The organism is Palleronia rufa, assembly GCF_000743715.1.
GTDB lineage: Bacteria > Pseudomonadota > Alphaproteobacteria > Rhodobacterales > Rhodobacteraceae > Palleronia > Palleronia rufa.
Genome location: NZ_JQEY01000002.1, coordinates 201,206 through 227,781, shown reverse-complemented (window position 1 = coordinate 227,781; position 26,576 = coordinate 201,206). Strand labels below are relative to the sequence as shown.

Here is a 26,576-nt window from a genome sequence, read left to right as displayed (position 1 = left end):
TGTCGGCCCGGCCTGCGGATGGGGCGGCGCCTCAGCTTTGCGCGCCCATGATCTCCCGCGCGATGCGAAAGACCATGGGGCGCGCCTCTTCCTCGCTCATGCCGGGTTTCAGCCGCGGGTCGTAGAGGATCCGCAGCAGTTGCTCGTCCATGGTGGTCAGAAGCGCGAATTCCTCGTCGTCGTTGAAGATCGACGGCCGGGCGCGCGGGCTGTCGTTGGCCAGCCCCAGCCCTTGCGCCACCTCCTCGTGGATGCACGACAGCCGCAGGAGGGGGGGGTGCTCGGCCCGGATGATCGCCACGGCGCGGCTGTAGCCGCCGGTCTCCTCCCGGTCGGCGGCGAAGACCAGGCAATAGCTGGACCGCGGCAGGTTCAGAACCGAATCCAGCGCCGTGGGCCCCATGCCCGGCACCAGGGCCGAAAGCTCCGGGCCAAGCGCGCGGCGCTCCGCCTCATTGACGATGTAGACCACGAAGTTGCCGCCCTGGGGCACGGCAGAGATCGGGTGGTTCGCGGCCCGCGACAGCCGGCCGGCAAACCGCGCCACGTCGCCCCGGTCGCGCACCCGCTCACCGGCCGGCACGGAGCGTCCGAACCGGGTCTCGATCCGCACCGGCTCCGTCCAGCGGTGCAGCCGAGAGCGCGTCTCGCGCGCGATCAGCACGCCCGTATCGGGGGCGTATTCCTCGTAGAAGGCCAGCTGCAGGAACGTCTCGGCCAGCCGGTCGGCGTCATAGGGCGTATCCGGCCCGCCGCCGTCCCGGCGCAGCAGCCCCTGAGCCTCCAGCCCGGCCTGGACCCGCGTGTAATAGGCCCGCAGAGCCTCGCTCTCGGGATCGGTTCGTAGGGCGGCCGGGGGCCGGGGAGAGCGCGGCGGCTCAGGGGCGGCGCGCGCCTGGGGGGGGGTCTTGTCCGGCACCGTGTCGGTGGACTGGACGCACCCCGCGGCGGCCAGGACCGCCGCCAGAGCCGACAGGGCCGCGCGCCCGCCCATCTCAGCCGCCCCCGGCGGTGGCGCGGCCGCGGGCGCGGGACAGGGTGTCGCGCAGGTCGGATTCCATCTTCGCCAGGTCGCCCTCGGCGGCGCTGCGCGCGGCCTTGCCCCGGTCGGCGATGGCCAGGCTCTCTTCTATGGTGGCGATCAGCTCGGCATTGGCGGTCTTGACCGCCTCGATGTCGAACACGCCGCGCTCGACCTGGGTGCGGACCTTGGCGTTGGCCCCGCGCAGGTTCCTGGCGTTCGAGGTCAACAGCTCGTTGGTCAGGTCGTTGGCCGATCTCACCGCGTCGGCGGCCTCCTCGGACCGCTGGATCGTCACCGCCTGGGCCAGCTGCGTCTCCCACAGGGGCACGGTGTTGACCAGGGTGGAGTTGATCTTCATCACCAGCGACTTGTCGTTCTCCTGCACCAGCCGGATCGACGGCAGGGACTGCATCGTGACCTGACGGGTCAGCCGCAGGTCGTGGACCCGCCGCTCCAGGTCGTCGCGGGCGGCGCGCAGGTCGCGCAGGCTTTGGGCGTCGATCACGTCGTCGCCCGTGCCGTCGCCGGCGCGGGCCTCTGCCGCGGGGATGTCCTCGGCGTCGATCCGGCGCAGCTTTTCCTCCCCGGCGGCGATGTAGAGGGCGAGTTCGTCGTAGAATTCCAGCGTCTTGTCGTAGAGCAGGTCCAGCGCCTTGATGTCCTTCAGCAGCCGGTGCTCATGGCCCTGCAACTCTCCGGTGATGTCGTCGATCTGGCTCTGGACGTCCTCGTATTTCGCGATGAAGCGCGACACCGGCGCGGCGCGTCCCAAAAGCCGCTCGAACAGCGTCCGTTGCCGCCGCACGTCCAGTTCGGCGGTGGAAAACCCCCGCAGCGCAGACACCATCCGGCGCAAGCTGTCCCCCGCCGGTCCGGTCTCCTTGTTCTTGACGTCGGCCAGCATCGACTGGCTGATCTGCTGCAGCTCCTCCTGCGCGGCGGACCCGAAGCCGATGATCGAGCCGGCGTCGGCGATATCGATCTCGGCCAGACGCGCGTCGAGCGCGCGCCGCGCCGCGCCTTCGGTGAGGGCGTAGTCCGGCACCGTGGTGGCCGCCGGGGCGGTGGCGGGTTCGGCGGCGATATCCGCGACCTCTGTCTGCAGCGGGTCTTTCGGCGTGTCGTTCGGCATCGCGTCAGTCGTCCTTTCGTCCCATGGCAACGCCTTCGCGGTCCAGACGGTCCCTGAGCACGTCGATTTCGATGTCCAGATCGGAACGGTCGTCAAGCAGCATCGTCTCGGTCCGGCGCGCGAATCCCTGTTCGAGGTCGTCGAGCAACGATGTGAACGCGTCGCGCGCCTGCGGGTCCCGCACCCGGCCGGAAAGATCGGCGTATTTGCGCGCCGCGTCGCGCGCGCCCAGCAGGTAGACGCCCAGCCAGCGGCGGGCCTGGGGCAGGTCGCGGGGGTCTTCCTCGACCCGCCGGAAGAGCGCGCGGGCGGTGGCCGCGAACCCCTCGACCCGCGCCGTGAGGGGCCGGTCGCCGGTCCGCGCCACGGCGTCCCGCATGGCGGCCAGATGCGCCTCGGCCTCGTCCACGGCGCGGGCGACGCGCTCTGACTGCCAGCCGGGGGCGCCGGCGGCGTGCTTGTTGCGCAACGGGTCGATGCCGAAGGCCGCCACATGCAGCGCCATCCCCAGCACCGCCAGCACGAGCGCGCCGCCCAGCGCCGGCAGCCCGGCCAGCGCCAGGCCCGCGCCGGTGGCCGCGGCGCCCAGCATCTTGCGGGGCAGGGCGGGGCGGCGGGCGGTCGGCCGCGCGTCATAGGCGTCTTCGGCCCGCAGCCCCTCGCGGGTCAGCCACGCGGCGCCGATCAGCACGAAGAAGGCGGCCAGGTCGAAGGCCAGGCCCAGCGGGTCCTGCCCAAAGGCGGTCAAGAGCAGCGGCACGGGCGCCACGAAGAGCGCGTTGGCCCGCGCGCCGGCGCGGCTGCGTCGCCGGGGCCGCGCGGCGGCCGCCGGCGGGCCGCCCGGCGAATGGACGCCTCCGTAGCGTTCGGCCATCATCCGGCCCCCCAGATAGCCGCGTAGAAGATCAGCGCCACCAGAAGGACGAAGGACAGGCGCTGCATCGGTGTCTCTCCCAGTCTGTTGCGGGCCGTCCGTCCGGTTCCCGTCCCGTCGGCGTCCTGCGCTCCCGCCAGACGGCCGCGCAGTCCCCGCCCGGCCTCTGCCAGGCTGCGGGCGGCAAGCGCGATCAGCGCCGCGACCAGCGCGGCAACCAGGGCGGTCAGAAGAAGGCGCGGCATGGGCGGCCCCCGGCAACGGTTCGCCTCCGATATAGGGACCAACCGGCCCGGGCGCCAGCGACCGGCCGCGCAGGGTGCCGATTTCCCGCGGGCCCTGCCCCGCAATTGCCGCGAAAGGCTGGACCGCGGCGCGGCGCGGGGCCATTACGTGTATCGACCCCGCCCCAATCAGAGGCCGCCATGACCCAGCCCCCCCGACCCGCCCCGACGCGCCGCAGGGCGCTTGCCACGTTCGGCGCCGCCGGGGCCGCGGTGCTGCTGGGGGATGTGGCGCGCATGGCCCATTCCCAGGGCGCCGGCCCGCTGAAGCTGGGGTTTCAGGTCCACCGCACCGGCATCGGCGCCGCCTACGGGCGCTGGTACGAGCGTGTGGCCACCGCCGCCGTCGCCCGGATCAACGACGCCGGCGGCATCGCGGGCCGTCAGGTGCGGATGATCGCAGAGGACGACGGCACCGACCCCCGCCGCGGCGCCGAGGTGCTGGACCGCTTCGCCAATCTCCACGGCGCCGACCTGGTGTTCGGGCCCTTGTTCTCCAATGTGGTGATCGGCTCCGCGCCCCGGGCCGCAGAGCTGAAGATGCCCTATTTCGTGGTGTCCGAGGGGCATCACGTCGCCTCCGGGACGCTCAACCGCTACACGCTGCAACCCGGCATCACCGACGTCAAAAGCCAGGTCCGCTCCGTGGCGCCCTATGTCGCCGCGAACATCGGCCGGAAGGTCACCATGATCTTCCCCGACTTCGCCTTCGGTCACGATCACCGGGAATTCTTCACCGACGCCATCGCGGCCCAGGGCGGTGAGGTCATCGCCCAGATCCCGGTCCCGCCGGCGGAGACCTCGTTTACCCGCTACTTTCCCCGCATCCCGCGTGAGACGGAGGTGCTCTACCATGTCATGGTCGGCCCCGCCGTCCTGACCTTCGTGCGCGAGATGGGCGAATTCTTCGGCGGCCGCGGTCCTGCGCTCTTCGGCTTCATCGACAGCCTGGAGGCGGTGGACATCGCCAGCCCCGGCCTGGAGTTCCTGGAAGGCTCCCATCTGTGGGAGGGGATGCCGCGCTTCGCCCAGCCCGACCAGACCGGGCACGACGCGCGCTACCGCGCCGCCGTGGGGGTGGACGACACCGGCGCCTCGATCGACGATCCCCGGGACGTCTCCACCTACGCGCACATGTTCGGCGTATGGGAAACGCTGTCGGTCATCAAGGCCGGCATGGAGACGGCGGGATACCGCGGCCCCTCCGACCGCCCGGCGCTGATCGAGGCGGTGGAGGCCATGACCGACATGCCGCTGTCCGACGACCACCCCCAGGGCGACAAGCTCTTCAACGGCCGCACCCACCAGGTGTTCGGCCGCCAGAGCGTCAGCCGGGTGGAGGGCGGCCGTCTGATCCGCGTCCACGAGACCTCGGTCGAGGACACGCTCTACGAGGACGAGGTGGACTACACGACGCGTCCGTTCTGACGCGATGGAGTTCGGTCCCCACCTGATGCTGGCCCTGCTGGAGGGCGCGGTCACCTCGGCCGTGCTGGCGCTGACGGCCATGGGCCTCAGCCTGGTGTTCGGTGTGATGCGCGTCGTCAACGTGGCCCATGGCGCGTTCTTCATGCTGGGCGCCGTCGCCGCGTGGTGGATCGCACAGCTTGTCGGCGCGCATCCCGCGCTGGGCTTCGCCGCGGCGCTTCTGGCCGCACCGCTGCTGGTGGGGGCGGGCGCCATGCTGGCCGACCGGCTGATCCTGGCCCGCGTCGGCTACGACCCGGAGCGCACCATCGTCGCCACCATCGGCCTCATGTACGTCATCGAGCAGACCGTGCTGATGGGCTTCGGCCCCGACGCGCGCCCGGTGGCGCCGCCCTTCGACGCCCGCATCGCGCTGCCCTGGGTCGAGCGCACCGCCGAGGGCCTGGCGCTCTACTGGCCCTGGGGTCTGTCCATCACCGCCTACAAGCTCTTCGTCATCGCCGCGGCGGCCGCGATCCTGGCCGGCCTCTGGGCGCTGATGACCCGCACCGGCGCGGGCCTGGTGATGCGCGCGACCCAGCAGGACCGCGACATGGCCCGGGCCTTCGGCGTTCCCGTTTCCCGCGTGTTTGCCCGGGTCTTCGGACTGGGCGCGGCGCTGGCGGCCATGGGGGCGGTGCTGGTGGTGCCGATCCAGCAGGCCCATTATCTGATGGGCGGCGATCCGCTGCTTCTGTCCTTCATCGTCGTGATCATCGGCGGACTCGGCAGCCTGCCCGGTACCGTGGTCGCGGCACTGCTGATCGGGATGACCGACGGGATCGTGTCGGTGTTCCTGTCGCCCACCCTGGCCAAGATCGTCGCCACCCTCGCCGTGGCGCTGGTGCTGGTGTTCCGCCCCCAGGGGCTGATGGGCCGCGCCCGGGCATGATCGACGCGCGCCGCAGCCTGCTGCTCCACGGCGGCATCGTGGCGTGCCTGGCGCTGCTGGCCGCGACCCTTCCGGCCTACCACGCCGGCAACCTGACGCGGATCCTGGTCCTGGCCGTCTATGCCATGGGCTACAATCTGCTGTTCGGCTACACCGGGCTCTTGAGCCTGGGCCACGCCCTGTTCTTCGCGGCCGGCATGTACGGCTTCGGCCTCTCGGCGGCCCTGGGCGGCCTGTCCGCGGGCGCCGCACTTCTGGCCGGCGTCGCCGCCGCCGCCCTGGTGGCGGGGCTGACCGGCGCGCTGGCGCTGCGGACCCGCGATGTCGCCTTCATGATCGTGACGCTGATGTTCGCCCAGGCCGGATACCTGACGATCCTCTACCTCGGCACCTGGACCCGCGGCGACGAGGGCTTCGTGCTGCCCGCCGCCGCGCGCCGCCTTGCCGGTTTCGACCTGCGCGGCGACGGCGCGCGGCTGGTCGCCGCGCTCACCCTCTTTTCCGCCTGTTTCCTCGCCACCGCCGCGCTGACCGGATCCCGCCTCGGCCGCACCCTGATCGCCATCCGCGAGAACGAGGAGCGCGCCCGGATGCTCGGCTACGACACCGCGCGGCTGAAGCTTGTCGCCGTGGTGCTGTCGGGCACGCTCTCGGGGCTGGCGGGGGCGGCCTATGCCATGCTCTTCGGCTATGTGGGGGCCAGCTTCGCCACCGTGCAGTACTCGATCCTGCCGCTTCTCTGGGTGCTTCTGGGCGGGGCGGGGACCACGGTCGGCCCGCTCGTCGGCGTGGCGCTCATGTTCTATCTCATCGACTGGTCCAGCCGCGTGACCGACGCCTACATGCTGGTCGCGGGGGCGGCGCTGATCGGCCTCACGCTCTTTGCCCCGCAGGGAGTGGCCGGGCTGATCCGCAGGAAGGCGGCGCCATGGCTGCCGTGACCCTGCTGGAGACCCGCGGCCTGTCGAAATCCTTCGGCGGCGTCACCGCCTGCGACGGCATCGACCTTGCCCTGCCGGCGGGGGAGACGCTGGCGCTGATCGGGCCGAACGGGTCGGGCAAATCCACCTTCACCGCCATGATCGCGGGCCGCATCCGGCCCGACCGGGGCCGAGTGCTGCTGCGCGGCCGCGATGTCACCGCGCTGCCGGCCCATGCGCGGATCGCCATGGGCATGGCCTATACGTTCCAGATCACCTCCGTCTTCGCCGACCTGCCGGTGCGCGAGAACGTGGCCCTGGCACTGCGCCGCACCGTCCGCGGCGAAGGCCGGGTCCAGCTCCGCACCGAGCAGACGTTGGGCCGCGTCGGCCTCCTGGCGCGCGCCGACCAGCCCGCGGGCGATCTCAGCTACGGCCACCAGCGCGTGCTGGAAATCGCCATGGGCCTTGCGCAGAACCCGGCCCTGTTCATCTTGGACGAACCCACCCAGGGCCTGTCGGAACCCGAGGTGGCCGAGTTCGTGGCCCTCATGGACGACCTGCCCGCCGCCACCGCCGTGCTGCTGGTCGAGCACAACATGGACGTGGTCATGCGCCTGGCCGGACGGATTGCGGTGCTGGACGCCGGCGGGCTGATCGCCGTGGGTCCGCCCGACCGGATCCGGGCCGACCCGGCGGTGCAGGCCGCCTATCTGGGCACGGCGGATGCTTGAGCTTGCGGGCGTTCACGCCGCCTACGGGCGCGTCAAGGTCCTTGCCGGCGTCGATCTGGCGGCCCGCGCGGGTGAGATCCACTGCCTTGCGGGCCGCAACGGCGCGGGCAAGACCACCACGCTGCGCGCCGTCATGGGCTTGGTGGTGCCGGGCGCGGGCCGGATCGCGCTGGACGGGGCCGATCTGACGGGCGTTCCCGCCCACCGGATCGCCGCCCGGGGCATCGGCTACGTGCCCCAGGGCCGCCGCCTGTTCCCGGACATGACGGTGGCCGAGAACCTGGAGATGGGCCGCCGCGCCGGCACCGCCGGCCCCGGGATCCGCGACCGCATGATCGGCCTCTTTCCCCGCCTGGGAGAGCGGCTTGACCAGCGGGCGCATAGCCTGTCGGGGGGCGAGCAGCAGATGCTCGCCGTCGCCCGCGCCCTGTCGCTGGAGCCGCGGGTGCTGTTGCTGGACGAACCGACGGAGGGGTTGCAGCCCTCCATGACCGCGTTGATCCGCGACGTGACCCTGCGGATGCGGGACGCGGGGCTGGCCGTCGTGCTGGTCGAAAGCCGCATCGACGCGATCACGGCGCTGGCCGACCGGGTGACGCTGATCGACACCGGCCGGACCCGCGGCACCCTGACCCGCGCCGACCTTGCCGCGGACCCCGCGCGACTGCGCCGCCACCTGGGCGTCTGACCCTCAGCGCCGCCGCCTGACGCTCCGCTTCGCGGCGGATTTTTCGGCATGGCCCTCGGTCGGCAGGCCAAGCTGGTCGCGCAACACGCGGGGTTTGACCTCCTCGACCTCGCCGGCCTTCAGATCGCCCAGGCGGAACGGCCCGAAGGACACCCGGATCAGCCGGCTCACCGGGAATCCCAGCACGTCCATGGCGCGGCGGATCTCGCGGTTCTTGCCCTCGCGCAGGCCGACCGTGGCCCAGGCGTTGGCGCCCTGCTGGCGGTCGATGCGCACCTCCATGGGCTGATACCGCTGCCCCTCGACCACGATGCCCCGGCGCAGCGGCTCGAACGCCGCATCCTCGGGGGTGCCGTTGATCCGGACGCGGTACTTCCGCAGCCAGCCGGTCCTGGGCAGTTCCAGCCGCCGCTTGATCCCGCCGTCGTTGGTCAGAAGCAGCAGCCCCTCGGACGTCAGGTCCAGCCGCCCCACCGACATCACCCGCGGCAATTCGGGGGGCAGGCTCTCGAAGACCGTCCTGCGCCCTTTCTCGTCCCGCTCCGTGGTCACCAGACCCGCGGGCTTGTGATAGAGCCACAGCCGCGGCGTCTCCGCCGCCGCCAGCGCCTGTCCGTCCACCTCGATCCGGTCGGCACTTGTGACGTTCAGCGCCGGGCCGTCGATACGGCGACCGTTCACAGCCACGCGGCCCTCCGCGATCAGCCGCTCGGCCTCCCGGCGCGACGCGCGGCCGGCGCGGGCGATGACCTTGGCGATGCGTTCGCCCTCTGGGGTTCGGCTTGTCATGGGCTTCGTCTAGGGGCAGTCAGGGGCCATGCAAAGCCCCTTCCGCAGCCACATGGGCACGGCCCTGGCCCAGGCCCGCGCCGCCGCCGCCCGCGGCGAGGTGCCGGTCGGCGCGGTCGTGGTCTCCCGCCAGGGCCGCGTCCTGGCCGCGCGGGGCAACGAGACGCGCGCGCGGCGCGACCCCTCCGCCCATGCGGAGGTCCAGGCGATCCGCGCCGCCTGCGCCGCTCTGGGCCGGGACCGGCTGACGGGCTGCGATCTCTACGTGACGCTGGAGCCCTGCGCGGCCTGCGCGGGCGTCATCGCCGCGGCCCGCATCGCCCGGCTCTACTACGGGGCGGCGGACCCGAAATCCGGCGGCGTCGCCCATGGCGCGCGGGTGTTCGCCCATCCCCAGTCCCACCACGCGCCGGAGGTCTACGACGGGATCGGCGCCGCGGAGGCGGACGAACTGTTGAGGTCCTTTTTCAGGGCGCGACGCTAGGCCCGCGATTTTTCGATGAAAAATCGTCTTTTCCAAAGACCGCGCCGAAGGTTCCGCGCAGCGCCACGTCCACATCCTCCAGCGTCACCGGCAGACCCAGGTCCACCAGGCTGGTGACGCCGTGATCGGCGATGCCGCAGGGCACGATGCCGTCGAAATGGCTCAGGTCCGGCTCCACGTTGATGGCGATGCCGTGCATCGACACCCAGCGCGTCAGCCGCACGCCGATCGCTGCGATCTTGTCCTCGCGCGTGGCCCCGTCCGGCCCCGGCGCCTTGTCGGGCCGCACGACCCAGACCCCGACGCGGCCGGGCCGGATCTCGCCGCGCACGTTGAACCGCGCCAGCGTGGCGATCACCCAGGCCTCCAGATCGGCCACGAAGCGGCGCACGTCGCGCCCCCGCGCGGCCACGTCGAGCATCACGTAGACGACCCGCTGGCCCGGTCCGTGATAGGTGTACTGCCCGCCGCGCCGCACCGCATGGACCGGAAACCGCTCCGGATCCACCAGATCGCGCGCCTGCGCGGAGGTGCCGGCGGTGTAGAGCGGCGGATGCTCCAGCAGCCACACCAGCTCCCCCGCCGTGCCCGCGCGGATCGCGGCCGCCCGCGCCTCCATCGCGGCGACGGCGTCCTCATAGGCGACCAGCCCTTCGGAGATCCGCCATTCGACCATCGCCACCGCGCCCCTTTCCGCTGCCCCCCGGCAGTCTCCACGCCGCCCCGCCGAAGGCAACCCGCCGCCCCGCCCGGCGGCCAAAAAACCGCTTTCCATCGGGCCGGCCTTTCGCTACACCGCCGCCACCCGGCCGGAGAGGGCCCCGAGACGCCTCGGGCGGTCGTGGCGGAATGGTAGACGCGCAGCGTTGAGGTCGCTGTGGGGTAACACCCGTGGAGGTTCAAGTCCTCTCGACCGCACCACTCTCCGGCCGGGTCTGACCTTTCCTCCCGACGGCCCCTTCGCAGGCGGATTTCCCGATTTCGCGGCACCTGCGGGCAAATTTCCGGCACATTCCCGATTCGCTCGATTTATCCTGCGGCGCGCTTGCATTGCAGACGCCGCTTTGCTTTGCTCCGCCAAAATCGCTGGTCAACAGCAACAACGGGGAGATGTCGGTGCTGGACACCCAAGGCGCGCAGGCGTTCGTGGAATTCGATCGCGTGCAGAAAAGCTATGACGGCGAGACGCTCGTCGTGAAGGACCTCAACCTGTCCATCGGCAGGGGCGAATTCCTGACCATGCTGGGACCGTCGGGCTCGGGCAAGACCACCTGCCTGATGATGCTCGCCGGGTTCGAGACCGCCACCCACGGCGAGATCCGCCTCGACGGGTCCGAGATCAACAACATCCCGCCCCACAAGCGCGGCATCGGCATGGTGTTCCAGAACTACGCGCTCTTCCCGCACATGACGGTGGCAGAGAACCTGTCCTTTCCGCTGGAGGTCCGCAAGATGGGCAAATCCACGCGACAGGAGAAGATCGGCCGCGCGCTCGACATGGTGCAGATGGGCGATTTCGGCGGCCGCCGTCCGGCCCAGCTCTCGGGCGGCCAGCAGCAGCGCATCGCCCTGGCCCGTGCCCTGGTGTTCGAGCCGGAGCTGGTGCTGATGGACGAGCCTCTCGGCGCGCTCGACAAGCAGCTGCGCGAGACGCTGCAGTTCGAGATCACCCGCCTGGCCCATGACCTCGGCATCACCGTGGTCTATGTCACCCACGACCAGACGGAGGCGCTGACCATGTCGGACCGCGTCGCGGTGTTCGACGACGGGCGCATCCAGCAGCTTGCCCCCCCCGATGAGCTGTACGAACAGCCGAAGAACAGCTTCGTCGCCCAGTTCATCGGTGAGAACAACACCTTGCGCGGCACCGTCGCGACGCTCTCGGCCGACCGCTGCACCGTCAAGCTGGACGGCACCGGAGAGACGATCGACGCGCTGCCCGTCAACATCGAGAAGGAGGGCGACAAGACCCTCGTCTCGATCCGGCCCGAACGGGTCGAGTTCAACCCCAGCCTCGGGGAAAGCGCCCATACGCTCGATGCCGAGGTGCTGGAATTCATCTACATGGGCGACGTCTTCCGCACCCGCCTCAAGGTGGCGGGCCGCGACGATTTCGTGGTCAAGACACGCAACCGCGCCGATCAGGTCCGTCTGTCGCCGGGCGACAGCGTCAAGATCGGCTGGCTGCCCCAGGATTGCCGCGCGCTCGATGCGTGAGTGCCGCGGCTCAACCTTCATGGCCTCGCCCGGAGCCGAAGGACAAAAGCGTGAAACGGGCATTTATCAAGGAGAACCGAACGTGACACTCAAGACTTTGATGATGGGCTCTGCCGCCTTCGCCGTCGCGGCGACGGGCGCCTTCGCCCAGGACAGCCAGACCACCGAAAGCCCCGTCGCCGGTGAGCCGATGACCGATGAGCTGGTCATCTCCTCCTGGGGCGGCGCCTACCAGGAAAGCCAGCGCAAGGCCTATACCGATCCCTACCAGGAGATGAACCCGGAGGTCACGATCACCTGGGACGAATCCTCCGCAGAGGCGGTCGCCAAGCTGCGCGCCATGAACGAGGCGGGCAACCTGTCCTGGGATCTGGTCGATGTCACCGCCGCCGACGCCATGCGCTTGTGCGACGAGGGCCTGGCGATGGAGGTCGACATCAACGAGATCGCCGCCCCCGCCCCGGACGGCACCTCCGCAGAGGACGATTTCACCGAAGACATGCTGGTCAGCGACTGCTTCATTCCGCAGATCGCCTATTCCTACACCTTCGGCTACCGGACGGACGTCTCCGAGTGGAACGGCGAGACGCCGTCGCAGATCTGCGACGTCTTCGATCTGGAAAGGTTCCCGGGCCAGCGCAGCCTTGAGAAACGTCCGCTCAACAACCTGGAATGGGCGCTGATGTGCGACGGCGTTCCCCAGGAGGACGTGTACGACGTGCTCGAAACCGACGAGGGCCAGGACCAGGCCTTCGCCAAGCTCGACACGATCAAGGACCAGACCGTGTGGTGGAGCGCCGGCGCCGACACGCCCCAGCTTCTGGCCGACGGAGAGGTCGTGATGGGCTCGACCTACAACGGCCGGCTGTTCAGCCTGATCGCCGAGCAGGACCAGCCGGTGGCGATGATGTGGGACGCGCAGGCCTATGACCTGGACGGCTGGATCATCCCCACGGGCCTTGAGGAAGAGGCGCTGAACCGGGTCAAGGACTTCCTGTGGTTCGCCACCGACACCCAGCGCCTCGCCGATCAGGCGAAGTACATCAGCTACGGACCGGCGCGCCAGTCCTCGGCGCCGCTGGTCGGCCAGCACGCCGAACTCGGCATCGACATGGCGCCGCACATGCCCACCAACCCGGAGAACGCCTCCAACGCGTTCGTCATCAACTACGAGTGGTGGGCCGACTACCGCGACGATCTGGACGCCAAGTTCCAGAGCTGGCTCGCCCAGTAAGCGACGCCGGGGCAGGGCGGTTCACGCCGCCCTGCCGCACCGTACGGACCCTCCTACAGGACTCCTACAGGAGTCCGACAAGGGTCCGACACGTCCGAGACGGGAGATTTCACCATGCCCAAGGGCTACATCATCGGCCATATCAAGGTGACGGACCCGGAGGGCTACCCCGAATACGTGGCCCGCGACACGCCCATCCTGGAGAGCCACGGCGCGCGTTTCGTCATCCGCGGCGGCCGCTCCGAGACCCCGGAGGGAGAAGAGATGGGCCGCCACGTGGTGATCGAATTCGACAGTTACGAGGCCGCGAAAGCCGCCTATGACGACCCCGACTACCAGGAGGTCGCAGAGATCCGGCGGCGCTGCGCAACCAGCACCATCATCCTGGTCGAGGGCGTCGCGTGACCGCCGGACCGTCATGGGCCGCCCCCGGCCGCAGCCGGGTGGCGACCTTCGTGACGGTCCCGAACGCAGAGGGCACGGTGGCCTTCGCGACCGCCGTCTTCGGCGCCGTTCCCCGTGCCGCGCCGATCCGCAAGTCGGACGGAACCCTCTGGAATACAGAGATGAATATCGGCGACAGCACGATCACGATTTCCCGGGCGGACGGTGACATGGTCCGCCCCGGCTTTCTCTACGTCACCGTTCCCGACGCCGCCGCGACCCCGGCGCGCGCCGTCGCCCATGGCGCGACCCGGGTCATGCCGGTGGAGCGCCGCTTCTACGGAGCCGACGACGGCGGAGTCGAGGATCCGGCCGGCAACCGGTGGTGGATCTCCACCCATGTCGAGGACCAGATCGCGGACCGCGCCCGCACCGCAGAAAAGGCGACACGATGACCGACAGCGTTCCCCCCGCCAGGGCCACCGGCCCCGACCAGTTCACCGGCGCCACGCCCGACAACGCCATCCGCGACGCGGACCGCGCCAAGGCCGGCCGGGTCCTCGCCGCCGACGGAACGCCCCTCAAGCGGTCGCTCAACCGCGCCCTCCGGGCCCAGAAGCTGCGCGCCCTCATGCTCATCGCACCGCTGCTGATCTTTATCCTGATCACCTTCATCGCGCCGATCGCGGACATGCTGTTCCGCTCCGTCGAGAACGACATCGTCAGCCAGACGCTGCCCCGCACCGTCGTGGAACTCGACCGCTGGGACGGTGAGGGCACGCCCGACGAAGAGACGTACCGCGCCCTCGCCGCCGATCTCATGGTGGCGACGGAGTTGAAGAACCACACCCGCCTGGGGTCCCGACTGAACTACGAAACCACCGGAATCTCTTCGCTTTTCCGCAAGACCGGCCGGGACATCGACGAGGCGGGTGAGATCTACATGGACCAGTTCGTCGCCCTGGACGCGGCCTGGGAAGAGCCCGCCACCTGGGTGTCGCTGATGGCCGATCCCGACTGGATCGCGGCACAGGCAGACTGGAGCGCCCGCGCCAAAGAGGCAGAGGCCGCACAGGACGCCGCCGCCACCGCGGAAGAGGCGCGCGCCCTGGAATTCACGGAGCCGGAGCCGCGCTTCCGCCTCTCCGGTACCGCCCGGGACGCGCTGCCCAGAACGTCACGGATCTATCAGCAGTTCGCGAGCGTCATCCGGTCCGAAGACGGCGACTCCCCCACCCAGGAGCAGCCCTGGGCCATCGTCTATCAGGCCCTCTATGAGGATCTGAGCGGCGGGTTCACCGGCGAATCCTACGACGGCGCCCAGGCCCGGCTGCTGTCGCGCGCCGCCGACGCGGTCGCCGCGTTCGACACCCTTCCCGTCAAGGAATTCTTTATCGAGAACGTGGACGAGGACTGGGGCGATCCGGAGGTCTGGGGCACGATCAAGGCGTTCTCGTCGCCTTACACGGCGGGCTATTTCCTCTCCGCCATCGACTACCAGCTCACCCCCCAGGGGATCGAGCCGCAGCCGGACGACCAGAAGATCTATGCCCTGCTCTTCAAGCGGACCATGTTCATGTCCCTGACGATCATGTTCTCCTGCGTGCTGCTGGGCTATCCGATCGCATTCCTGCTGTCGAACCTGCCGCTCCGCACCTCGAACCTGCTGCTGATCCTGGTGCTGCTGCCGTTCTGGACCTCTTTGCTGGTGCGGACCTCCGCGTGGAAGGTGCTGCTCCAGCAGGAGGGCGTGATCAACGCCATCCTCGTCTGGGCGGGCGCGATCTCCGATGTCGGACGGTTGCAGCTCATCAACAACCAGACCGGCACGATCATCGCGATGACGCATATCCTTCTGCCGTTCATGATCCTGCCGCTCTATTCGGTGATGAAGACCATCCCGCCGCAATACGTCCGCGCCGCGAAATCGCTGGGCGCGACCAACTGGACGGCCTTCTGGCGGGTCTATTTCCCGCAGTCGGTGCCGGGGATCGGAGCGGGCTGCATCCTCGTGTTCATCCTGTCGATCGGCTACTACATCACGCCGGAGATCGTCGGCGGCACCACCGGCACGTTCATCTCGAACCGGATCGCCTATCACATCTCGCAATCGCTGAACTGGGGACTGGCCGCGGCGCTGGGCACGATCCTGCTCGCCCTCGTGCTGGTGCTCTACTACCTCTACGACCGCATCGTCGGCATCGACAACGTGAGCCTGGGCTGAGGAGAGACCGGAATGGAACTGCCCCCCTATGCCACCCTGGGCCAGAAGATCTGGCACTACACGTTCCTGACGATCTGCGGGCTGATCTTCTTCTTTCTGATCGCGCCGATCCTCACGATCATTCCGCTCAGCTTCAACGCCGAGAATTTCTTTACCTTCACGCCGGGAATGCTGGCGTTCGACCCGGAGGCCTATTCGCTCAAGCACTACAGGGACTTCTTCACCAATTCCGGCTGGCAGCAGGCCATGTGGAACTCGATCAAGATCGCGCCCGTGGCCACGCTGCTGTCGGTGTCGCTGGGAACGCTGGCCGCGGTGGGCCTGTCGCAATCCCACGTTCCGTTCCGCCGCCTCATCATGGCGATCCTGATCTCGCCCATGATCGTGCCGCTGATCATCTCCGCGGCGGGGATGTATTTCTTCTACAGCCGGATCGGCCTGCAGGGCACCTATCTTGGGGTGGTCCTGGCCCATGCGGCCCTGGGCATCCCCTTCGTCATCATCACCGTCACGGCGACCCTGGTGGGGTTCGACCGCTCGCTCACGCGTGCCTCCGCGAACCTGGGTGCGGGCCCGGTCCGCACCTTCTTCCGGGTGCAGATGCCGCTGATCCTGCCGGGCGTGATCTCGGGCGGGCTCTTCGCCTTCATCACCTCCTTCGATGAGGTCGTCGTCGTCCTCTTCGTCGGCTCGGCGGGCCAGAAGACCCTTCCATGGCAGATGTTCATCGGACTGCGCGAGCAGATCTCCCCCACCATCCTCGCCGTCGCCACCATTCTGGTGGTCATCTCCATCGGCCTGCTGACCACGGTCGAACTCCTGCGCCGCCGCTCCGAGCGCCTCCGCGGCATGAGCCCCGGCTGACGCGGCCAGGCGTCTCAACCCCGCCTGGCAGACCCAACGGACCGCCGCGGGGCCTTGCCGGTCGGGACCCGGGGCCTTCATCTTTCCAAAAATATCCCGCGGGGGCCTGCCGTCAGGCAGGCGGGGCGCGTAGCCCCTCCCGACGCCCGCGACCGCGTGCAGCCGTTCATGGCAGGATCAGCAGCCAGACCCAGACCGACAGGATCGACGCGGCCGTTCCGATCAGCACCCCGGATGCGGCAGAGCGCCGGGCGGTGCCGTAGATGTTGGCAAAGATGTAGGTGTTCACCCCCGGCGCCATGGCCGCCGTCAGGACCGCCGCCCTCAGCTGGTCCACCGAAAGCCCCAGGGCCGTGCCCGCGACCCAGGCGACGGAGGGATGCAGCACCAGCGATGCGGCGGAGATCAGCGCTATGATCCGCAAGTCGCCCTCGATCCGATAGCGCAGCAGGATCCCGCCCAGACCGAACAGCGCCGCCGGAAGTGCTGCGCGGATCATCAGCGACAGCGCGTCGTCGATCACCTTGGGCAGGGTGATGCCGGCCAGGTTGACCGCGAACCCCAGCGCAATTCCGATCACCAGCGCATTGTGGAACATCGCGCGGCCCACCTTGCGCGGCAGGCCCGAGAGCGGCGCGCCCCGGGCGCGGACCGTCTCCATGGCGGTGACGCCCAGAAGGTAGCAGAACGGTGCGTGGACGGCGATGATGGCGTAGTTGAACCGCAGCGCCTCGGCCCCGAAGGCACGCTCCGCGATCGGCAGACCCAGCAGCACCGAGTTGGAGAAGAGACCGCAGAAGCCGATGGCGACCGAGTCCTCCCAACTTCGGCCCAAAGCCCGCGCGCCGAGCAGCCCGGCCAGAAATCCCGACACCGCGCCAAGATAGAAGGACGCCAGCAGCGGCCAGGTGAATTCTGCCCCCAGGTCCAGCGTGGCGATGGCGCGAAAGAGCAGCATGGGGATGGCGAACCCCTGGGTGAACGCCATCAGCCCATCGACCGACGCATCCGAAAACAGCCCCCGCCAGACGGCCAGATAGCCCCCGCCGATGACCAGGAACACCGGCAGGATGACGTCGAGCAGCGCGCTCACGCGTCGTCCAGGCGCAATACCATCATGTCATGGGCGGGCTCGATGCCCTCGGGGGTTTCGGCCATGACCGTCGCATAGTCCATGTCGTTGTGCATGTTGGTCAGCACCGCGCGGGCGGGCCGGGCGCGGGCGATCCACTCCAGCGTCTGCGCAAGGTGCGAATGGCTCGGGTGCGGCGTCCGGCGCAAAGCGTCCACGACCCAGATATCCAGCCCGTGAACGGCCGCCCAGGCGGCATCCGTCATCGCGCCGGCGTCGGGCAGGTAGGCCAGGCCGGCGATCCGGAACCCCAGCGCGTCGATGTTGCCGTGCCTGACGGGGAAGGGGGTCAGCGTCACGTCGCCGCCCGGCCCGTCGATGGTGATCGGCCCCCCGATCCGGTTCATGTCAAGGATCGGCGGGTAGGCAGAGCCCTCCGGCGCGCGAAACGCGTAGTCGAAGCGGTCCTCCAACGCGTCGGCGGTGGCATCGTCCGCCCAGACCCGCACCCGCTGGCGCATGTTGATGACCACCATCCGCAGGTCGTCCAGCCCATGACAATGATCCGCGTGGGAATGGGTGAACGCCACGCCGTCGAGCCGCCCCACCCCGGCGTCGAGCAGTTGCGCGCGCATGTCGGGGGAGGCGTCGATCAGCACGGTCGTGGTGCCCTTGGGTCCGTCGCGCTCGACCAGCAGGGAACAACGGCGGCGGCGGTTCCGCGGCTCATCGGGGTCGCAATCGCCCCAGTGTCCGCCGATCCGCGGCACCCCGCCGGATGAGCCGCAGCCCAGGATCGTGAATCGCAGGCTCACCCCACGGCCTTCGGGAACAGGCGCTCGAAATTCGCCTCCGTCCGGGCGGCGAACGCCTCATCGGACAGCCCGAAGATGCCCGCGCCCACCCGCGCGGTATGGGCTGCAAAGGCGGGTTCGTTGCGTTTTCCGCGATGGGGCGGCGGGGCCAGATAGGGGCTGTCCGTCTCTACCAGGATGCGGTCGAGCGGTGCCGCGGCGAAGATCTCGCGCAGGGCGCCGGACTTCGGAAAGGCCGCGATACCGGACATGGACAGGTAGAACCCGAGATCCAGCGCGGCGGCGGCCAGCGCCGCGGAGGAGGAGAAACAGTGCATGACGCATCCGAAGGCGCCCGCCGCGTGTTCTTCGGTCAGGATCCGGGCCATGTCCTCATCCGCGTCGCGGGCGTGGATGATAAGCGGCAGGCCGGTCGCCCGCGCGGCCTCGATATGCACGCGCAGGCTCTGCTGCTGAATCGCCCTGGTCTGTGCGGTGTAGTGGTAGTCCAGCCCGGTTTCCCCGATGCCGACGAACTTGGGATGTTCCGCCAGCGTCACGAGGTCCTCGACCGCAACCAGCGGCACGTCGGCCGCGGACATGGGATGGGTGCCGGCGGCCCAGTAGACGGGGGCATGGGTCTCGGCGATGTCGCGGACCCGGTCCGCACGGTCCAGCCGCGTGCAGATGGTGACCATGCGCGCCACGCCGGCCTCCAGCGCACGGGCAACGACCGCGTCGCGCGTGTCGTCGAAGTCGGGAAAGTCCAGATGGCAGTGGCTGTCGGTGATCGTGGTCATGGGGTCCGGCCGGTGAGCAGGGCGCGGCCCGTCTCGTTGATCCTGAGGCCGGTATCTAGGACCAGTCCCGAAGGGTCAAGGTTGACCGCCCGCCCGTGGGAGACCCGCTCGCCCACCTCTTGCGCCAGCGTCGCCCAGGCGCGGCCCGCCACGGCAGAGGGTGCCAGCCGCGCCAGCAACGCGGCCTCGCCGGGGGCGGCTTCGGCTGCCGGCGGATGCCCCGCGCCGGCCCGCGCCAGCCGGGCCAAAAGGAGGTCCATGAGGCGGAACACCGCGTCCGCCCGGCCGCGGTTGCGGACCGTCGTCACCGTATCGGCCAGCTTCAACAGCCGCGCGCGGTCCATTTCGGGCACGGTCGCGCCAAGGCTCACGAGGTCGGCGTAGATGGCCGGACCGTCCTCCTGCAAGAGGCGCGCGGCCTCTCCGACGGAGCCGGAGGCAAGCTGGGACAGCGCGGCAGGCTCGACCGCGGGATCCAGCCCGGCGGCGGCGATGGCCTCTGCCAGATCCGGGCCGGACAGCGGGTCGCACCGCAAAGTCCGGCAGCGCGACCGGATCGTCGGCAGCAGACGCGCCGGCGCGTGGCAGACCAGCAGGAACACGGTCCGGGCGGGGGGTTCCTCGACCAGTTTCAGGATCGCGTTGGCCGATTGGGTGTTGAGCTGGTCGGCCGCGTCCACCAGGACCACGCGACGGCCTCCGTCGGCCGCGCTGAGATGCAGGAAATCGCGCAGGGACCGCGCCACGTCAACGGTGATGTCACGCCGCTCGGCGCCGGTGTCGGACCGGGTGGGACGCATGAGGAACAGCGACGGCTCGGATAGGGCGGCGATGCGCGCCGCTACCGGATGGTCGGCCGCGATGTCCAGCGTCTCCGGGCCGCCGAACATGCCCCCCGGATTTGGAGCGGCGATCAGGAAGCGCGCGATCCGCCAGGCCAGCGTCGCCTTGCCGACGCCGCGTGGGCCGGTCAGAAGCCACGCATGGTGAAGCCTGTCGCGGGCAATGGCATCGAGCATCGCCCGCTCCGCCGCGGCCTGCCCAAAGAGAACGGCGGTTTGCCTGGGATGCGGCACGCCCTCGACCCTGTCGGGTTCGTATTCCTCTGGATCGCTCATCGCCCCGCAGCTAGCACGCCGCGCGCTCCGCCGCCACGGGGTCGCCTCGGCCGTGCGGGGGCGTGACCGCGGCCTGGCCGCCCGGAGGTTGCCGCGATGCAAACCGCGCATCCGGCTTTGCGGCGCCCACCCTCTGTCCGTCAGGCAGCTTTGGCTTGCTCCGATCCGGCCATTCGCCGCCATCGGCAGATCACGTCGGGACGCGCGCACCGCCCATGCCCCGCACCGGATCATTCCGCCTTCGGGTGCGGGCAGCGAAAAAGGGCCATGCTTGCGTCATCCGCCCCCTGCCGCCCCCGATGGCAGTGCTTCGATCACCGACCGCGCGACCGCGTCGGCGTCCCGCGCCCCGTCGATGACGACGATCCGCTCCGGTGCGTCCTTTGCCAGATCCGCAAAACCCGCGCGCATGCGGGACTGCATCTCCAGGCCGAAGCTCTCGAACCGCTCCTCGCCGCCCTGCCGCCCCAGTGCCCGGGCCAGGCCACGCGCGGGATCCATGTCGATAAGGAACGTCCGGTCCGGTTCCATCCCGATCATCTTGTCGTGTAGCAGATCGACTGCGGACCGCAGATCGCCCCGGGTCAGCCCCTGATACACCCGCGTCGAATCCGCGAACCGGTCCGAAATCACCACCGCGCCCCGGCTCAGCGCCGGACGGATCAGCCGCTCCAGATGATCGCGCCGTGCGGCGGTGAACAGCAACAGCTCGGTCTCTGCGGACCAACGGTCGGGCGGGCCCTCCAGCACCAGCCGCCGGATTTCCTCGGCGCCCTCGGATCCGCCGGGTTCCCGGGTCAGGACAACCTCCCGGCCGCATTCCTGCAGGTGCCGGGCCAGCAGCCTCGCCTGGGTGGATTTGCCGGACCCATCGATCCCCTCGAAGCTAAGGAAGAGGCCGCGGCTCACTCGGTGACGGTCTGGGCGTCCGGGCCAGGCTCTGCTGTCGCGTCGGACGCCCTGTTCATGGCCCGGGCCAGCAGGACCGACGCGGCAGTGCGCAGACGCGGCACGAAGCCGCCTTTCGCCACGGTGCGGGCCGCCACCAGGGGCAGTTCCGCGTCCGGCATGCCGGCCATGGAGACCACCAGCGTGCCGACCTCCTCTCCCTCCGCGACGGGTGCCCGCAGGGGCGAGACGAAGCGCGCCTCGGCCTGGAGACCGCCCTGTTCCAGCGCCGGTATCAGCAAGGAGCGGTCCGCCATGGTCACCAGGTCCACCTGCCGCTCCGCGCCCAGCCAGACGTCGGCCGTCGCGATCCGCTGGCCCTTTTCGACCACGGTCTTCTGCACGAACTGGCGGAACGCCCAGCTGACGATGCGCTCGGCCTCTTCGGCGCGGTCATTCTGGCTCTCCAGACCCGTGATCGCGAAGACGATGCGCCGGTCCCCTTGCGCCGCGGATCCGACAAGGCCGTAGCCGGCCTCCTGCGTGTGCCCGGTCTTCAGCCCGTCGGCCCCGATTCCCAGGCCCAGCAGCGGATTGCGGTTGAACCGGTTCTGCGGCGCGCGATTATCGTAGGCGAACTCTTTCTGCGCGAAATAGCCGTAGTAATCCGGAAACTCGGTGATCAGCCGGGTCGCCAGAATGCCCAGGTCCTGCATGGACATCCGGTGGTCGGGGTCGGGCCAGCCGGACGCGTTCGTGAAGTTGGAGTCGGTCATCCCCAGGTCGCGCGCCCGTTCCGTCATCTGCCGCGCGAAGGCGTCCTCGGATCCGGCGAGCCCTTCGGCCACCACCACGCAGGCATCGTTTCCGGACATCACGATGATGCCCTGGATCAGCTCCTCTACCGTCGGGCGGTCGCGCTCGTTCAAAAACATCGTCGACCCGCCCATGGCGCGGGCCTTCGAGGATACGGCGAACCGGGTGGACATCTCCACGCGTCCGTCGCGCAGCGCCTCGAAAAGCATGTTGAGCGTCATCAACTTCGACATGGAGGCCGGCGGCAGCGGCTCTTCGGCGTTCTTCGACAGAAGGACGGTGTCGGTGGTGACATCGTAGACATAGGCCGCGCGCGCCTGGGTTTCGAAGGCGCGGGCGGGCAGGGCGGCAAGCAGCGCAAGGCATAGCGCGGCGGCAATGCGGGTAAGGGTCATGGAACGCATCTCCGGTGATGTGGCCGAGGGTCCCTGCCGTCCTAGCAGAGCACGGACCGGGACGCATCCCCGCACCGCGTCGAGAGAGGTAAAAGCGGGTCCGTGCGGAAGCATCGATATACAGACCTCATCGGCTCCGACTTTTCTTCGGGACGACGCGACGGAGATGTACGGACGAGCAGACCTTCGGCACCACTGGCAGGCAAGATGCGGGCCCGGGATACCCCGACCTGTGTAAGGTCGGCAAAGCGGCCCAGGCACGAAAACCCTGCGCGACCGACGCCTGCGGGTCAGGGCGACCATGCGCGAAAAAACTGGCACGCACACCGATCACCCCCCTCGGCAGAGGTAATCCACATGATCCCGCCGGGCAGATTCTCGATTCTCAGGAACGCTCGGGCAGCCCCTGACCCGTCACCGGGTGTCCGAAGGCGTCCAGCAGGGAGGGGACAAGGCAAAGCTGTGCGATGAGTTGCGCCTGTACGATGCGCGCGGAACGGCACCTGCTGCAATGCTCCAGCCACAGTTCCGTGCCGGCGGAGAGCGGCGGATATGTCTATCCCGCGAACCGGTCCGACTGCCGCCGGTGCGACGGGTCCCGGCCCGTGCGGCCGCGACCCGTCCGAGCATCACGCCGCGATCAGCCCCATGTTTTCAAGCTTCAGCAGGACCTGGTGGGCGCAGTGATCCACGTCCACATTGGTGGTGTCGAGCCTGAGTTCAGGGCTTTCGGGCACGTCGTAGGGGTCCGAAATGCCGGTGAATTCCTTGATCTTGCCCGCCCGCGCCAGCTTGTAGAGTCCCTTGCGGTCCCGCGCCTCGCATTCCTCTAGCGGGGTGGCCACGTGGATTTCCACGAAGGCGCCGAAGGCCTCCACGTCCTCGCGCACCGCGCGGCGGGTGGTCGCGTAGGGCGCAATCGGCGCGCAGATGGCGATGCCGCCGTTCTTGGTGATCTCGGAGGCGACGTAGCCGATGCGGCGGATGTTGAGATCGCGATGCTCTTTCGAGAAGCCGAGTTCGGAGCTGAGGTTCTTGCGCACGATGTCGCCGTCCAGAAGTGTGACCGGCCGGCCGCCCATCTCCATCAGCTTGACCATGAGCGCGTTGGCGACGGTGGACTTGCCGGACCCGGAGAAGCCGGTGAAGAACACGGTGAAGCCCTGGTTGGCGCGTGGCGGACGGGTCCGGCGCAGCTCCTTCACCACTTCGGGGAAGGAGAACCATTCGGGGATCTCCAACCCTTCCTGCAAGCGGCGGCGCAGTTCGGTGCCGGAAATGTTGAGGACGGTGACGCCCTCCTCGATTTCGTCCGCAGGCTCGTACTGGGCGCGCTCCTGGACATAGACCATGTGTTTGAACGGCACCATCTCGATGCCCATCTCTTCCTGGTGCTGCTTGAACAGTTCCTGCGCGTCGTAGGGGCCGTAGAAATCGTCACCGGCGGAGTTCTTGCCCGGACCGGCGTGGTCGCGGCCGACGATGAAATGGGTGACACCGTGGTTCTTGCGGATCAGCCCGTGCCACACGGCCTCCCGCGGGCCGGCCATGCGCATGGCCAGGTTCAGCAGCGACATGTGCGTGGTGGCGGCGGGATACTTGTCGAGCACGGCCTCGTAGCAGCGTACGCGGGTGAAGTGGTCCACGTCGCCGGGCTTGGTCATGCCGACGACCGGATGGATCAGCAGGTTGGCCTGCGCTTCGCGCGCGGCGCGGAAGGTCAGTTCCTGGTGCGCGCGGTGGAGCGGGTTGCGGGTCTGGAACGCGACGACCCGGCGCCAGCCCATCTTGCGGAAATAGGCGCGCAATTCGTTGGGCGTGTCGCGCCGGGCGCGGAAATCGTAGTGGATCGGCTGCTGGATGCCCGTCACCGGCCCGCCCAGATAGACCGGGCCCGCCTGGTTGTGCAGGTAGTTCACGGCCGGATGGGCGCTGTCGTCCGCGCCGAACACCTTTTGCGCTTCATGGGCCTTGTCCGGCACCCATTTGTCGGTGACGGTCATGGTCGCCAGGATCACCCCCTCCTGGTCGCGCAGCGCGATGTCCTGCCCGATCTCGATGGCGTCGGCGAATTTTTCCGACACGTCCAGGGTGATCGGCATGGGCCAGAGGCTTCCATCCGCCAGGCGCATGTCGTTCACGACGCCGTCGTAATCCTCTTGGCTCAGAAAGCCCTTCAGCGGCGCGAAGCCGCCGTTCATCAGGAGTTCGAGATCGCAGGTCTGCCGGGGCGTGAGGTCATGGGAGGGCAGTTCGCCCGCCTCGACCTTGAGCTTCTGCGCGCTGTCGTATGAAACGTAGAGCTCCGGGACCGGAGCGAAATTCTGCTTTTGCATCGGATGGGCCTGTCTGTTCGAGCCTGCCAGAGGTGGGCGAGGCGCGATTACCCCCTAAATCGGCCGCCGCACAACCCTTGCCCGGGTGTTTTAGCCATTTTCGCCGGCAGGGACGGACACCTGCCCCCCAAACGGGAAGATCCCGACCGGATGAAACAGGGGCGCGGTTCGCTTCGTCGCCGAACGGGACGGATCGCGGGCCATCGGTGCGTCCGCTGCCGCGTCCGGACCTTGCCGGACCGAGTGTTCCACGGCAGGAGGCGGTTCTCTCGGCTCAGCCGGCCGGTTCGACCGGTGCGCCGTAGCCCAGCGGTTCGCTTTCGTCCTTGCCATGGTCGAGGCTTTGTTCGGTCAGCCAGCGCTCGGCCTCCAGCGCGGCCATGCAGCCCATCCCGGCGCTGGTGACCGCCTGGCGGTAGATGTGGTCGGTCAGGTCACCCGCCGCGAAAACCCCGGGGATCGAGGTTTCCGTCGAATCGGGCTTGGTCACCACATAGCCGCCCATATGGGTTTCCAGCTGGTCCTTCACCAACTCGGACGCCGGCGCGTGGCCGATGGCGATGAACACGCCCTTGACCGGCAGATCGGTGATCTTGCCGCTGTCCACATGGGCCAGACGCACGCCTTCCACGCCTTTCGGCGCATCGGTTCCGTAAACGCTGTCCAGCCGGTGGTTCCAGATCACCTTGACCTTGGGGTGGTCCATCAGACGCTTCTGAAGGATCTTTTCGGCCCGGAATTCGTCGCGGCGGTGGATCACGGTGACCCTGGAGGCGAAGTTGGTGAGAAACAGCGCCTCCTCGACGGCGGTGTTGCCGCCGCCGATCACGGCGACCTCCTGGCCGCGGTAGAAGAAACCGTCGCAGGTGGCGCATGCCGAGACGCCGAAGCCCTTGAACGCGTCTTCCGACCGCAGGCCCAGCCACTTGGCCTGGGCGCCGGTGGCCAGGATCACCGCGTCGGCGGTAAAGGTCATGCCGCTGTCGGCCCGGGCGGTGAACGGACGGCGGCCAAGATCGACCGAGGAGATATGGTCGGACACGATCTCGGCGCCCATCTCGCGGGCGTGGTGCTCCATCCGCTGCATCAGATCGGGCCCCAGAACAGAGGCGTCGCCCGGCCAGTTCTCCACGTCCGTGGTGATGGTCAGCTGGCCGCCGGGCTGGATGCCCTGGACCAGCACCGGGTCCAGCATCGCGCGGGCGGCATAGACGGCGGCGGTATAGCCGGCCGGGCCGGAGCCGATGATGAGAAGCTTGACGTGGCGATCCTGCGGCATGGTCTGTCTCCGAACTCCGGGTTGCGGCGCGATATAGGCGCTGGCGACGCGGGCCGAAACCCCGCACCGGGAATCAGGCCAGCGGCGAAACTTTATTGCGCATGGGGACGGTCGGGCGTAAGGGTTCGGCAAAAGGGTTGAGGACTCCATGCCCGGACAGAAACTCGACGCAATCGACCGCAAGATCCTGGCGGAGCTTCAGCGCGACGGCCGGATGACCAATGTCGAGCTGGCCAAGCGCGTGGGCATCTCTGCGCCGCCCTGCCTGCGCCGGGTGCGGACGCTGGAAGAGGCGGGGTTCATCGGCGGCTACCACGCCAGGGTCAACGTCCGGCAGCTGGGATTCGAGGTTCAGGTGTTCGCCATGGTCGGGTTGCAGAGCCAGGCCGAGGTGGACCTGTCGGCCTTCGAGACCCTGTGCAGGAACTGGCCGCTGGTCCGGGAATGCCACATGCTGAACGGCGAGGTGGATTTCGTGCTGAAATGCGTGGCACCGGACCTGTCGACCTTCCAGACCTTCCTGACGACGGAACTGTTGACGGCACCGAATGTCGGCAGCGTCAAGACGTCCCTGGTGATCCGGGCAGCCAAGGACGCGCCGGGCGTGCCCTTCGACATTCTTGAGGACCGGCTGGCCCGCAGCGCCTGACCGGCCGGCGATGGCTGTCCGATTGGACGGCCCCCGCGGACCCCGCGCGTTGAGTTGCAATGTCCGACGGCTGTGCCTTCTCGGCAGGTTGGGCCGCGGCGTCGATGGCGACCGCCGCCAGGGCCCGGCGGTGCGGCGAAACTGCGGGCAGTCCGGCCGGCAAGGGGACCTGCGACCCGGTCCGGGGGTGGGCATGACCGCCTTGCCCATGTCGCGCT

General features: G+C 69.2%; 26 protein-coding genes, 1 tRNA gene and 1 pseudogene. 14 read left to right on the top strand and 14 right to left on the bottom strand.

Features of this window, described 5'->3' with window-relative positions; all coding sequences use genetic code 11:
- Positions 1-31: 31 nt before the first annotated feature.
- The 4 genes from KW83_RS05180 to KW83_RS05165 are packed head-to-tail and all read right to left on the bottom strand — an operon-like array spanning position 32 to position 3,275.
- Positions 32-994, bottom strand: coding sequence for a DUF2927 domain-containing protein (locus tag KW83_RS05180; RefSeq protein ID WP_036175609.1), 963 nt, complete (start codon positions 992-994; stop codon positions 32-34).
- A gap of 1 nt (position 995) precedes the next feature.
- Entirely contained in the window at positions 996-2,156 is a 1,161-nt protein-coding gene (locus KW83_RS05175) for a toxic anion resistance protein (RefSeq protein ID WP_036175606.1), read from the bottom strand.
- A 4-nt stretch (positions 2,157-2,160) separates the two neighbouring features.
- A complete protein-coding gene (locus KW83_RS05170) occupies positions 2,161-3,030 on the bottom strand; it encodes a 5-bromo-4-chloroindolyl phosphate hydrolysis family protein (RefSeq protein ID WP_036175603.1) in 870 nt (289 codons plus the stop codon).
- A complete protein-coding gene (locus KW83_RS05165; RefSeq protein WP_036175601.1) occupies positions 3,030-3,275 on the bottom strand; it encodes a hypothetical protein in 246 nt (81 codons plus the stop codon). The genes KW83_RS05170 and KW83_RS05165 overlap by 1 nt, the downstream gene beginning before the upstream one ends.
- 180 nt (positions 3,276-3,455) lie before the next feature.
- On the opposite strand from KW83_RS05165, the gene KW83_RS05160 reads away from it, so the two are divergent.
- Genes KW83_RS05160 through KW83_RS05140 form a run of 5 tightly spaced genes read left to right on the top strand, consistent with a single transcriptional unit; the run spans position 3,456 to position 8,015 of the window.
- A complete protein-coding gene (locus KW83_RS05160) occupies positions 3,456-4,742 on the top strand; it encodes an ABC transporter substrate-binding protein (RefSeq protein ID WP_036175598.1) in 1,287 nt (428 codons plus the stop codon).
- 4 nt (positions 4,743-4,746) lie between these two features.
- Positions 4,747-5,673: a branched-chain amino acid ABC transporter permease gene (locus tag KW83_RS05155; protein WP_036175595.1), complete on the top strand. Its 927-nt coding sequence runs from the start codon at positions 4,747-4,749 to the stop codon at positions 5,671-5,673.
- Positions 5,670-6,614 carry a branched-chain amino acid ABC transporter permease gene (locus tag KW83_RS05150; RefSeq protein WP_036175592.1) on the top strand — a complete coding sequence of 315 codons (945 nt, stop codon included), beginning with the start codon at positions 5,670-5,672 and terminating at the stop codon, positions 6,612-6,614. Before KW83_RS05155 ends, KW83_RS05150 begins: the two co-directional genes overlap by 4 nt.
- Positions 6,611-7,327 carry an ABC transporter ATP-binding protein gene (locus KW83_RS05145; RefSeq protein WP_200879659.1) on the top strand — a complete coding sequence of 239 codons (717 nt, stop codon included), beginning with the start codon at positions 6,611-6,613 and terminating at the stop codon, positions 7,325-7,327. Before KW83_RS05150 ends, KW83_RS05145 begins: the two co-directional genes overlap by 4 nt.
- Complete coding sequence (locus KW83_RS05140) at positions 7,320-8,015, top strand: ABC transporter ATP-binding protein (RefSeq protein WP_036175586.1); 696 nt, start codon at positions 7,320-7,322, stop codon at positions 8,013-8,015. Before KW83_RS05145 ends, KW83_RS05140 begins: the two co-directional genes overlap by 8 nt.
- Before the next feature lie 3 nt (positions 8,016-8,018).
- Here KW83_RS05140 and KW83_RS05135 read toward each other — a convergent pair whose 3' ends face one another.
- Entirely contained in the window at positions 8,019-8,804 is a 786-nt protein-coding gene (locus KW83_RS05135; RefSeq protein ID WP_036175583.1) for a pseudouridine synthase, read from the bottom strand.
- A 28-nt stretch (positions 8,805-8,832) separates the two neighbouring features.
- Between KW83_RS05135 and KW83_RS05130 the strand changes: the two genes are divergently transcribed.
- The gene (locus KW83_RS05130) at positions 8,833-9,288 is read left to right on the top strand and encodes a nucleoside deaminase (protein ID WP_036175579.1); all 456 of its coding nucleotides are present in this window, start codon (positions 8,833-8,835) and stop codon (positions 9,286-9,288) included.
- Here KW83_RS05130 and lipB read toward each other — a convergent pair.
- Positions 9,272-9,964 carry a lipoyl(octanoyl) transferase LipB gene (gene lipB / locus KW83_RS05125; protein ID WP_051928280.1) on the bottom strand — a complete coding sequence of 231 codons (693 nt, stop codon included), beginning with the start codon at positions 9,962-9,964 and terminating at the stop codon, positions 9,272-9,274. The genes KW83_RS05130 and lipB overlap by 17 nt on opposite strands.
- Before the next feature lie 159 nt (positions 9,965-10,123).
- On the opposite strand from lipB, the gene KW83_RS05120 reads away from it, so the two are divergent.
- The 7 genes and pseudogenes from KW83_RS05120 to KW83_RS20435 form a co-directional block, all read left to right on the top strand.
- Positions 10,124-10,209, top strand: a tRNA-Leu gene (locus tag KW83_RS05120).
- Positions 10,210-10,398: 189 nt separating this feature from the next.
- The gene (locus tag KW83_RS05115) at positions 10,399-11,505 is read left to right on the top strand and encodes an ABC transporter ATP-binding protein (protein ID WP_036176023.1); all 1,107 of its coding nucleotides are present in this window, start codon (positions 10,399-10,401) and stop codon (positions 11,503-11,505) included.
- Between the two features lie 82 nt (positions 11,506-11,587).
- Complete coding sequence (locus KW83_RS05110; RefSeq protein ID WP_036175576.1) at positions 11,588-12,739, top strand: extracellular solute-binding protein; 1,152 nt, start codon at positions 11,588-11,590, stop codon at positions 12,737-12,739.
- Between the two features lie 114 nt (positions 12,740-12,853).
- On the top strand, positions 12,854-13,144 hold the full coding sequence (locus KW83_RS05105) for a DUF1330 domain-containing protein (RefSeq protein ID WP_036175573.1): 291 nt from the start codon (positions 12,854-12,856) through the stop codon (positions 13,142-13,144).
- Positions 13,141-13,578, top strand: a complete 438-nt coding sequence (locus KW83_RS05100; RefSeq protein WP_152563485.1) for a VOC family protein — start codon at positions 13,141-13,143, stop codon at positions 13,576-13,578. Before KW83_RS05105 ends, KW83_RS05100 begins: the two co-directional genes overlap by 4 nt.
- Complete coding sequence (locus KW83_RS20440) at positions 13,575-15,347, top strand: ABC transporter permease (protein ID WP_036175570.1); 1,773 nt, start codon at positions 13,575-13,577, stop codon at positions 15,345-15,347. Before KW83_RS05100 ends, KW83_RS20440 begins: the two co-directional genes overlap by 4 nt.
- A 12-nt stretch (positions 15,348-15,359) precedes the next feature.
- A pseudogene (locus KW83_RS20435) lies at positions 15,360-16,211 on the top strand (ABC transporter permease); the annotation flags it as partial.
- A gap of 166 nt (positions 16,212-16,377) precedes the next feature.
- On the opposite strand, the gene KW83_RS05085 reads toward KW83_RS20435, so the two are convergent.
- The 8 genes from KW83_RS05085 to trxB form a co-directional block, all read right to left on the bottom strand.
- Positions 16,378-17,304, bottom strand: a complete 927-nt coding sequence (locus tag KW83_RS05085) for an AEC family transporter (RefSeq protein ID WP_036175564.1) — start codon at positions 17,302-17,304, stop codon at positions 16,378-16,380.
- A complete protein-coding gene (locus KW83_RS05080) occupies positions 17,301-18,098 on the bottom strand; it encodes an MBL fold metallo-hydrolase (RefSeq protein ID WP_036175561.1) in 798 nt (265 codons plus the stop codon). The genes KW83_RS05085 and KW83_RS05080 overlap by 4 nt, the downstream gene beginning before the upstream one ends.
- Positions 18,095-18,877, bottom strand: coding sequence for a TatD family hydrolase (locus tag KW83_RS05075; RefSeq protein WP_036175558.1), 783 nt, complete (start codon positions 18,875-18,877; stop codon positions 18,095-18,097). The genes KW83_RS05080 and KW83_RS05075 overlap by 4 nt, the downstream gene beginning before the upstream one ends.
- On the bottom strand, positions 18,874-19,995 hold the full coding sequence (locus KW83_RS05070; RefSeq protein WP_036175555.1) for a DNA polymerase III subunit delta': 1,122 nt from the start codon (positions 19,993-19,995) through the stop codon (positions 18,874-18,876). The genes KW83_RS05075 and KW83_RS05070 overlap by 4 nt, the downstream gene beginning before the upstream one ends.
- Positions 19,996-20,271: 276 nt before the next feature.
- Complete coding sequence (gene tmk / locus KW83_RS05065) at positions 20,272-20,904, bottom strand: dTMP kinase (RefSeq protein ID WP_036175552.1); 633 nt, start codon at positions 20,902-20,904, stop codon at positions 20,272-20,274.
- Positions 20,901-22,094 (bottom strand): D-alanyl-D-alanine carboxypeptidase family protein, encoded by a 1,194-nt coding sequence (locus KW83_RS05060; protein ID WP_152563484.1) that lies wholly within the window; start codon positions 22,092-22,094, stop codon positions 20,901-20,903. Before KW83_RS05060 ends, tmk begins: the two co-directional genes overlap by 4 nt.
- Before the next feature lie 629 nt (positions 22,095-22,723).
- Positions 22,724-24,430 (bottom strand): bifunctional sulfate adenylyltransferase/adenylylsulfate kinase, encoded by a 1,707-nt coding sequence (locus tag KW83_RS05055; protein ID WP_036175546.1) that lies wholly within the window; start codon positions 24,428-24,430, stop codon positions 22,724-22,726.
- 274 nt (positions 24,431-24,704) lie between these two features.
- The gene (trxB, locus tag KW83_RS05050) at positions 24,705-25,709 is read right to left on the bottom strand and encodes a thioredoxin-disulfide reductase (RefSeq protein ID WP_036175543.1); all 1,005 of its coding nucleotides are present in this window, start codon (positions 25,707-25,709) and stop codon (positions 24,705-24,707) included.
- Positions 25,710-25,857: 148 nt separating this feature from the next.
- Here trxB and KW83_RS05045 point away from each other — a divergent pair, with 148 nt between their 5' ends.
- On the top strand, positions 25,858-26,358 hold the full coding sequence (locus tag KW83_RS05045) for an Lrp/AsnC family transcriptional regulator (protein WP_036175540.1): 501 nt from the start codon (positions 25,858-25,860) through the stop codon (positions 26,356-26,358).
- The last annotated feature ends 218 nt before the right edge of the window (positions 26,359-26,576 follow it).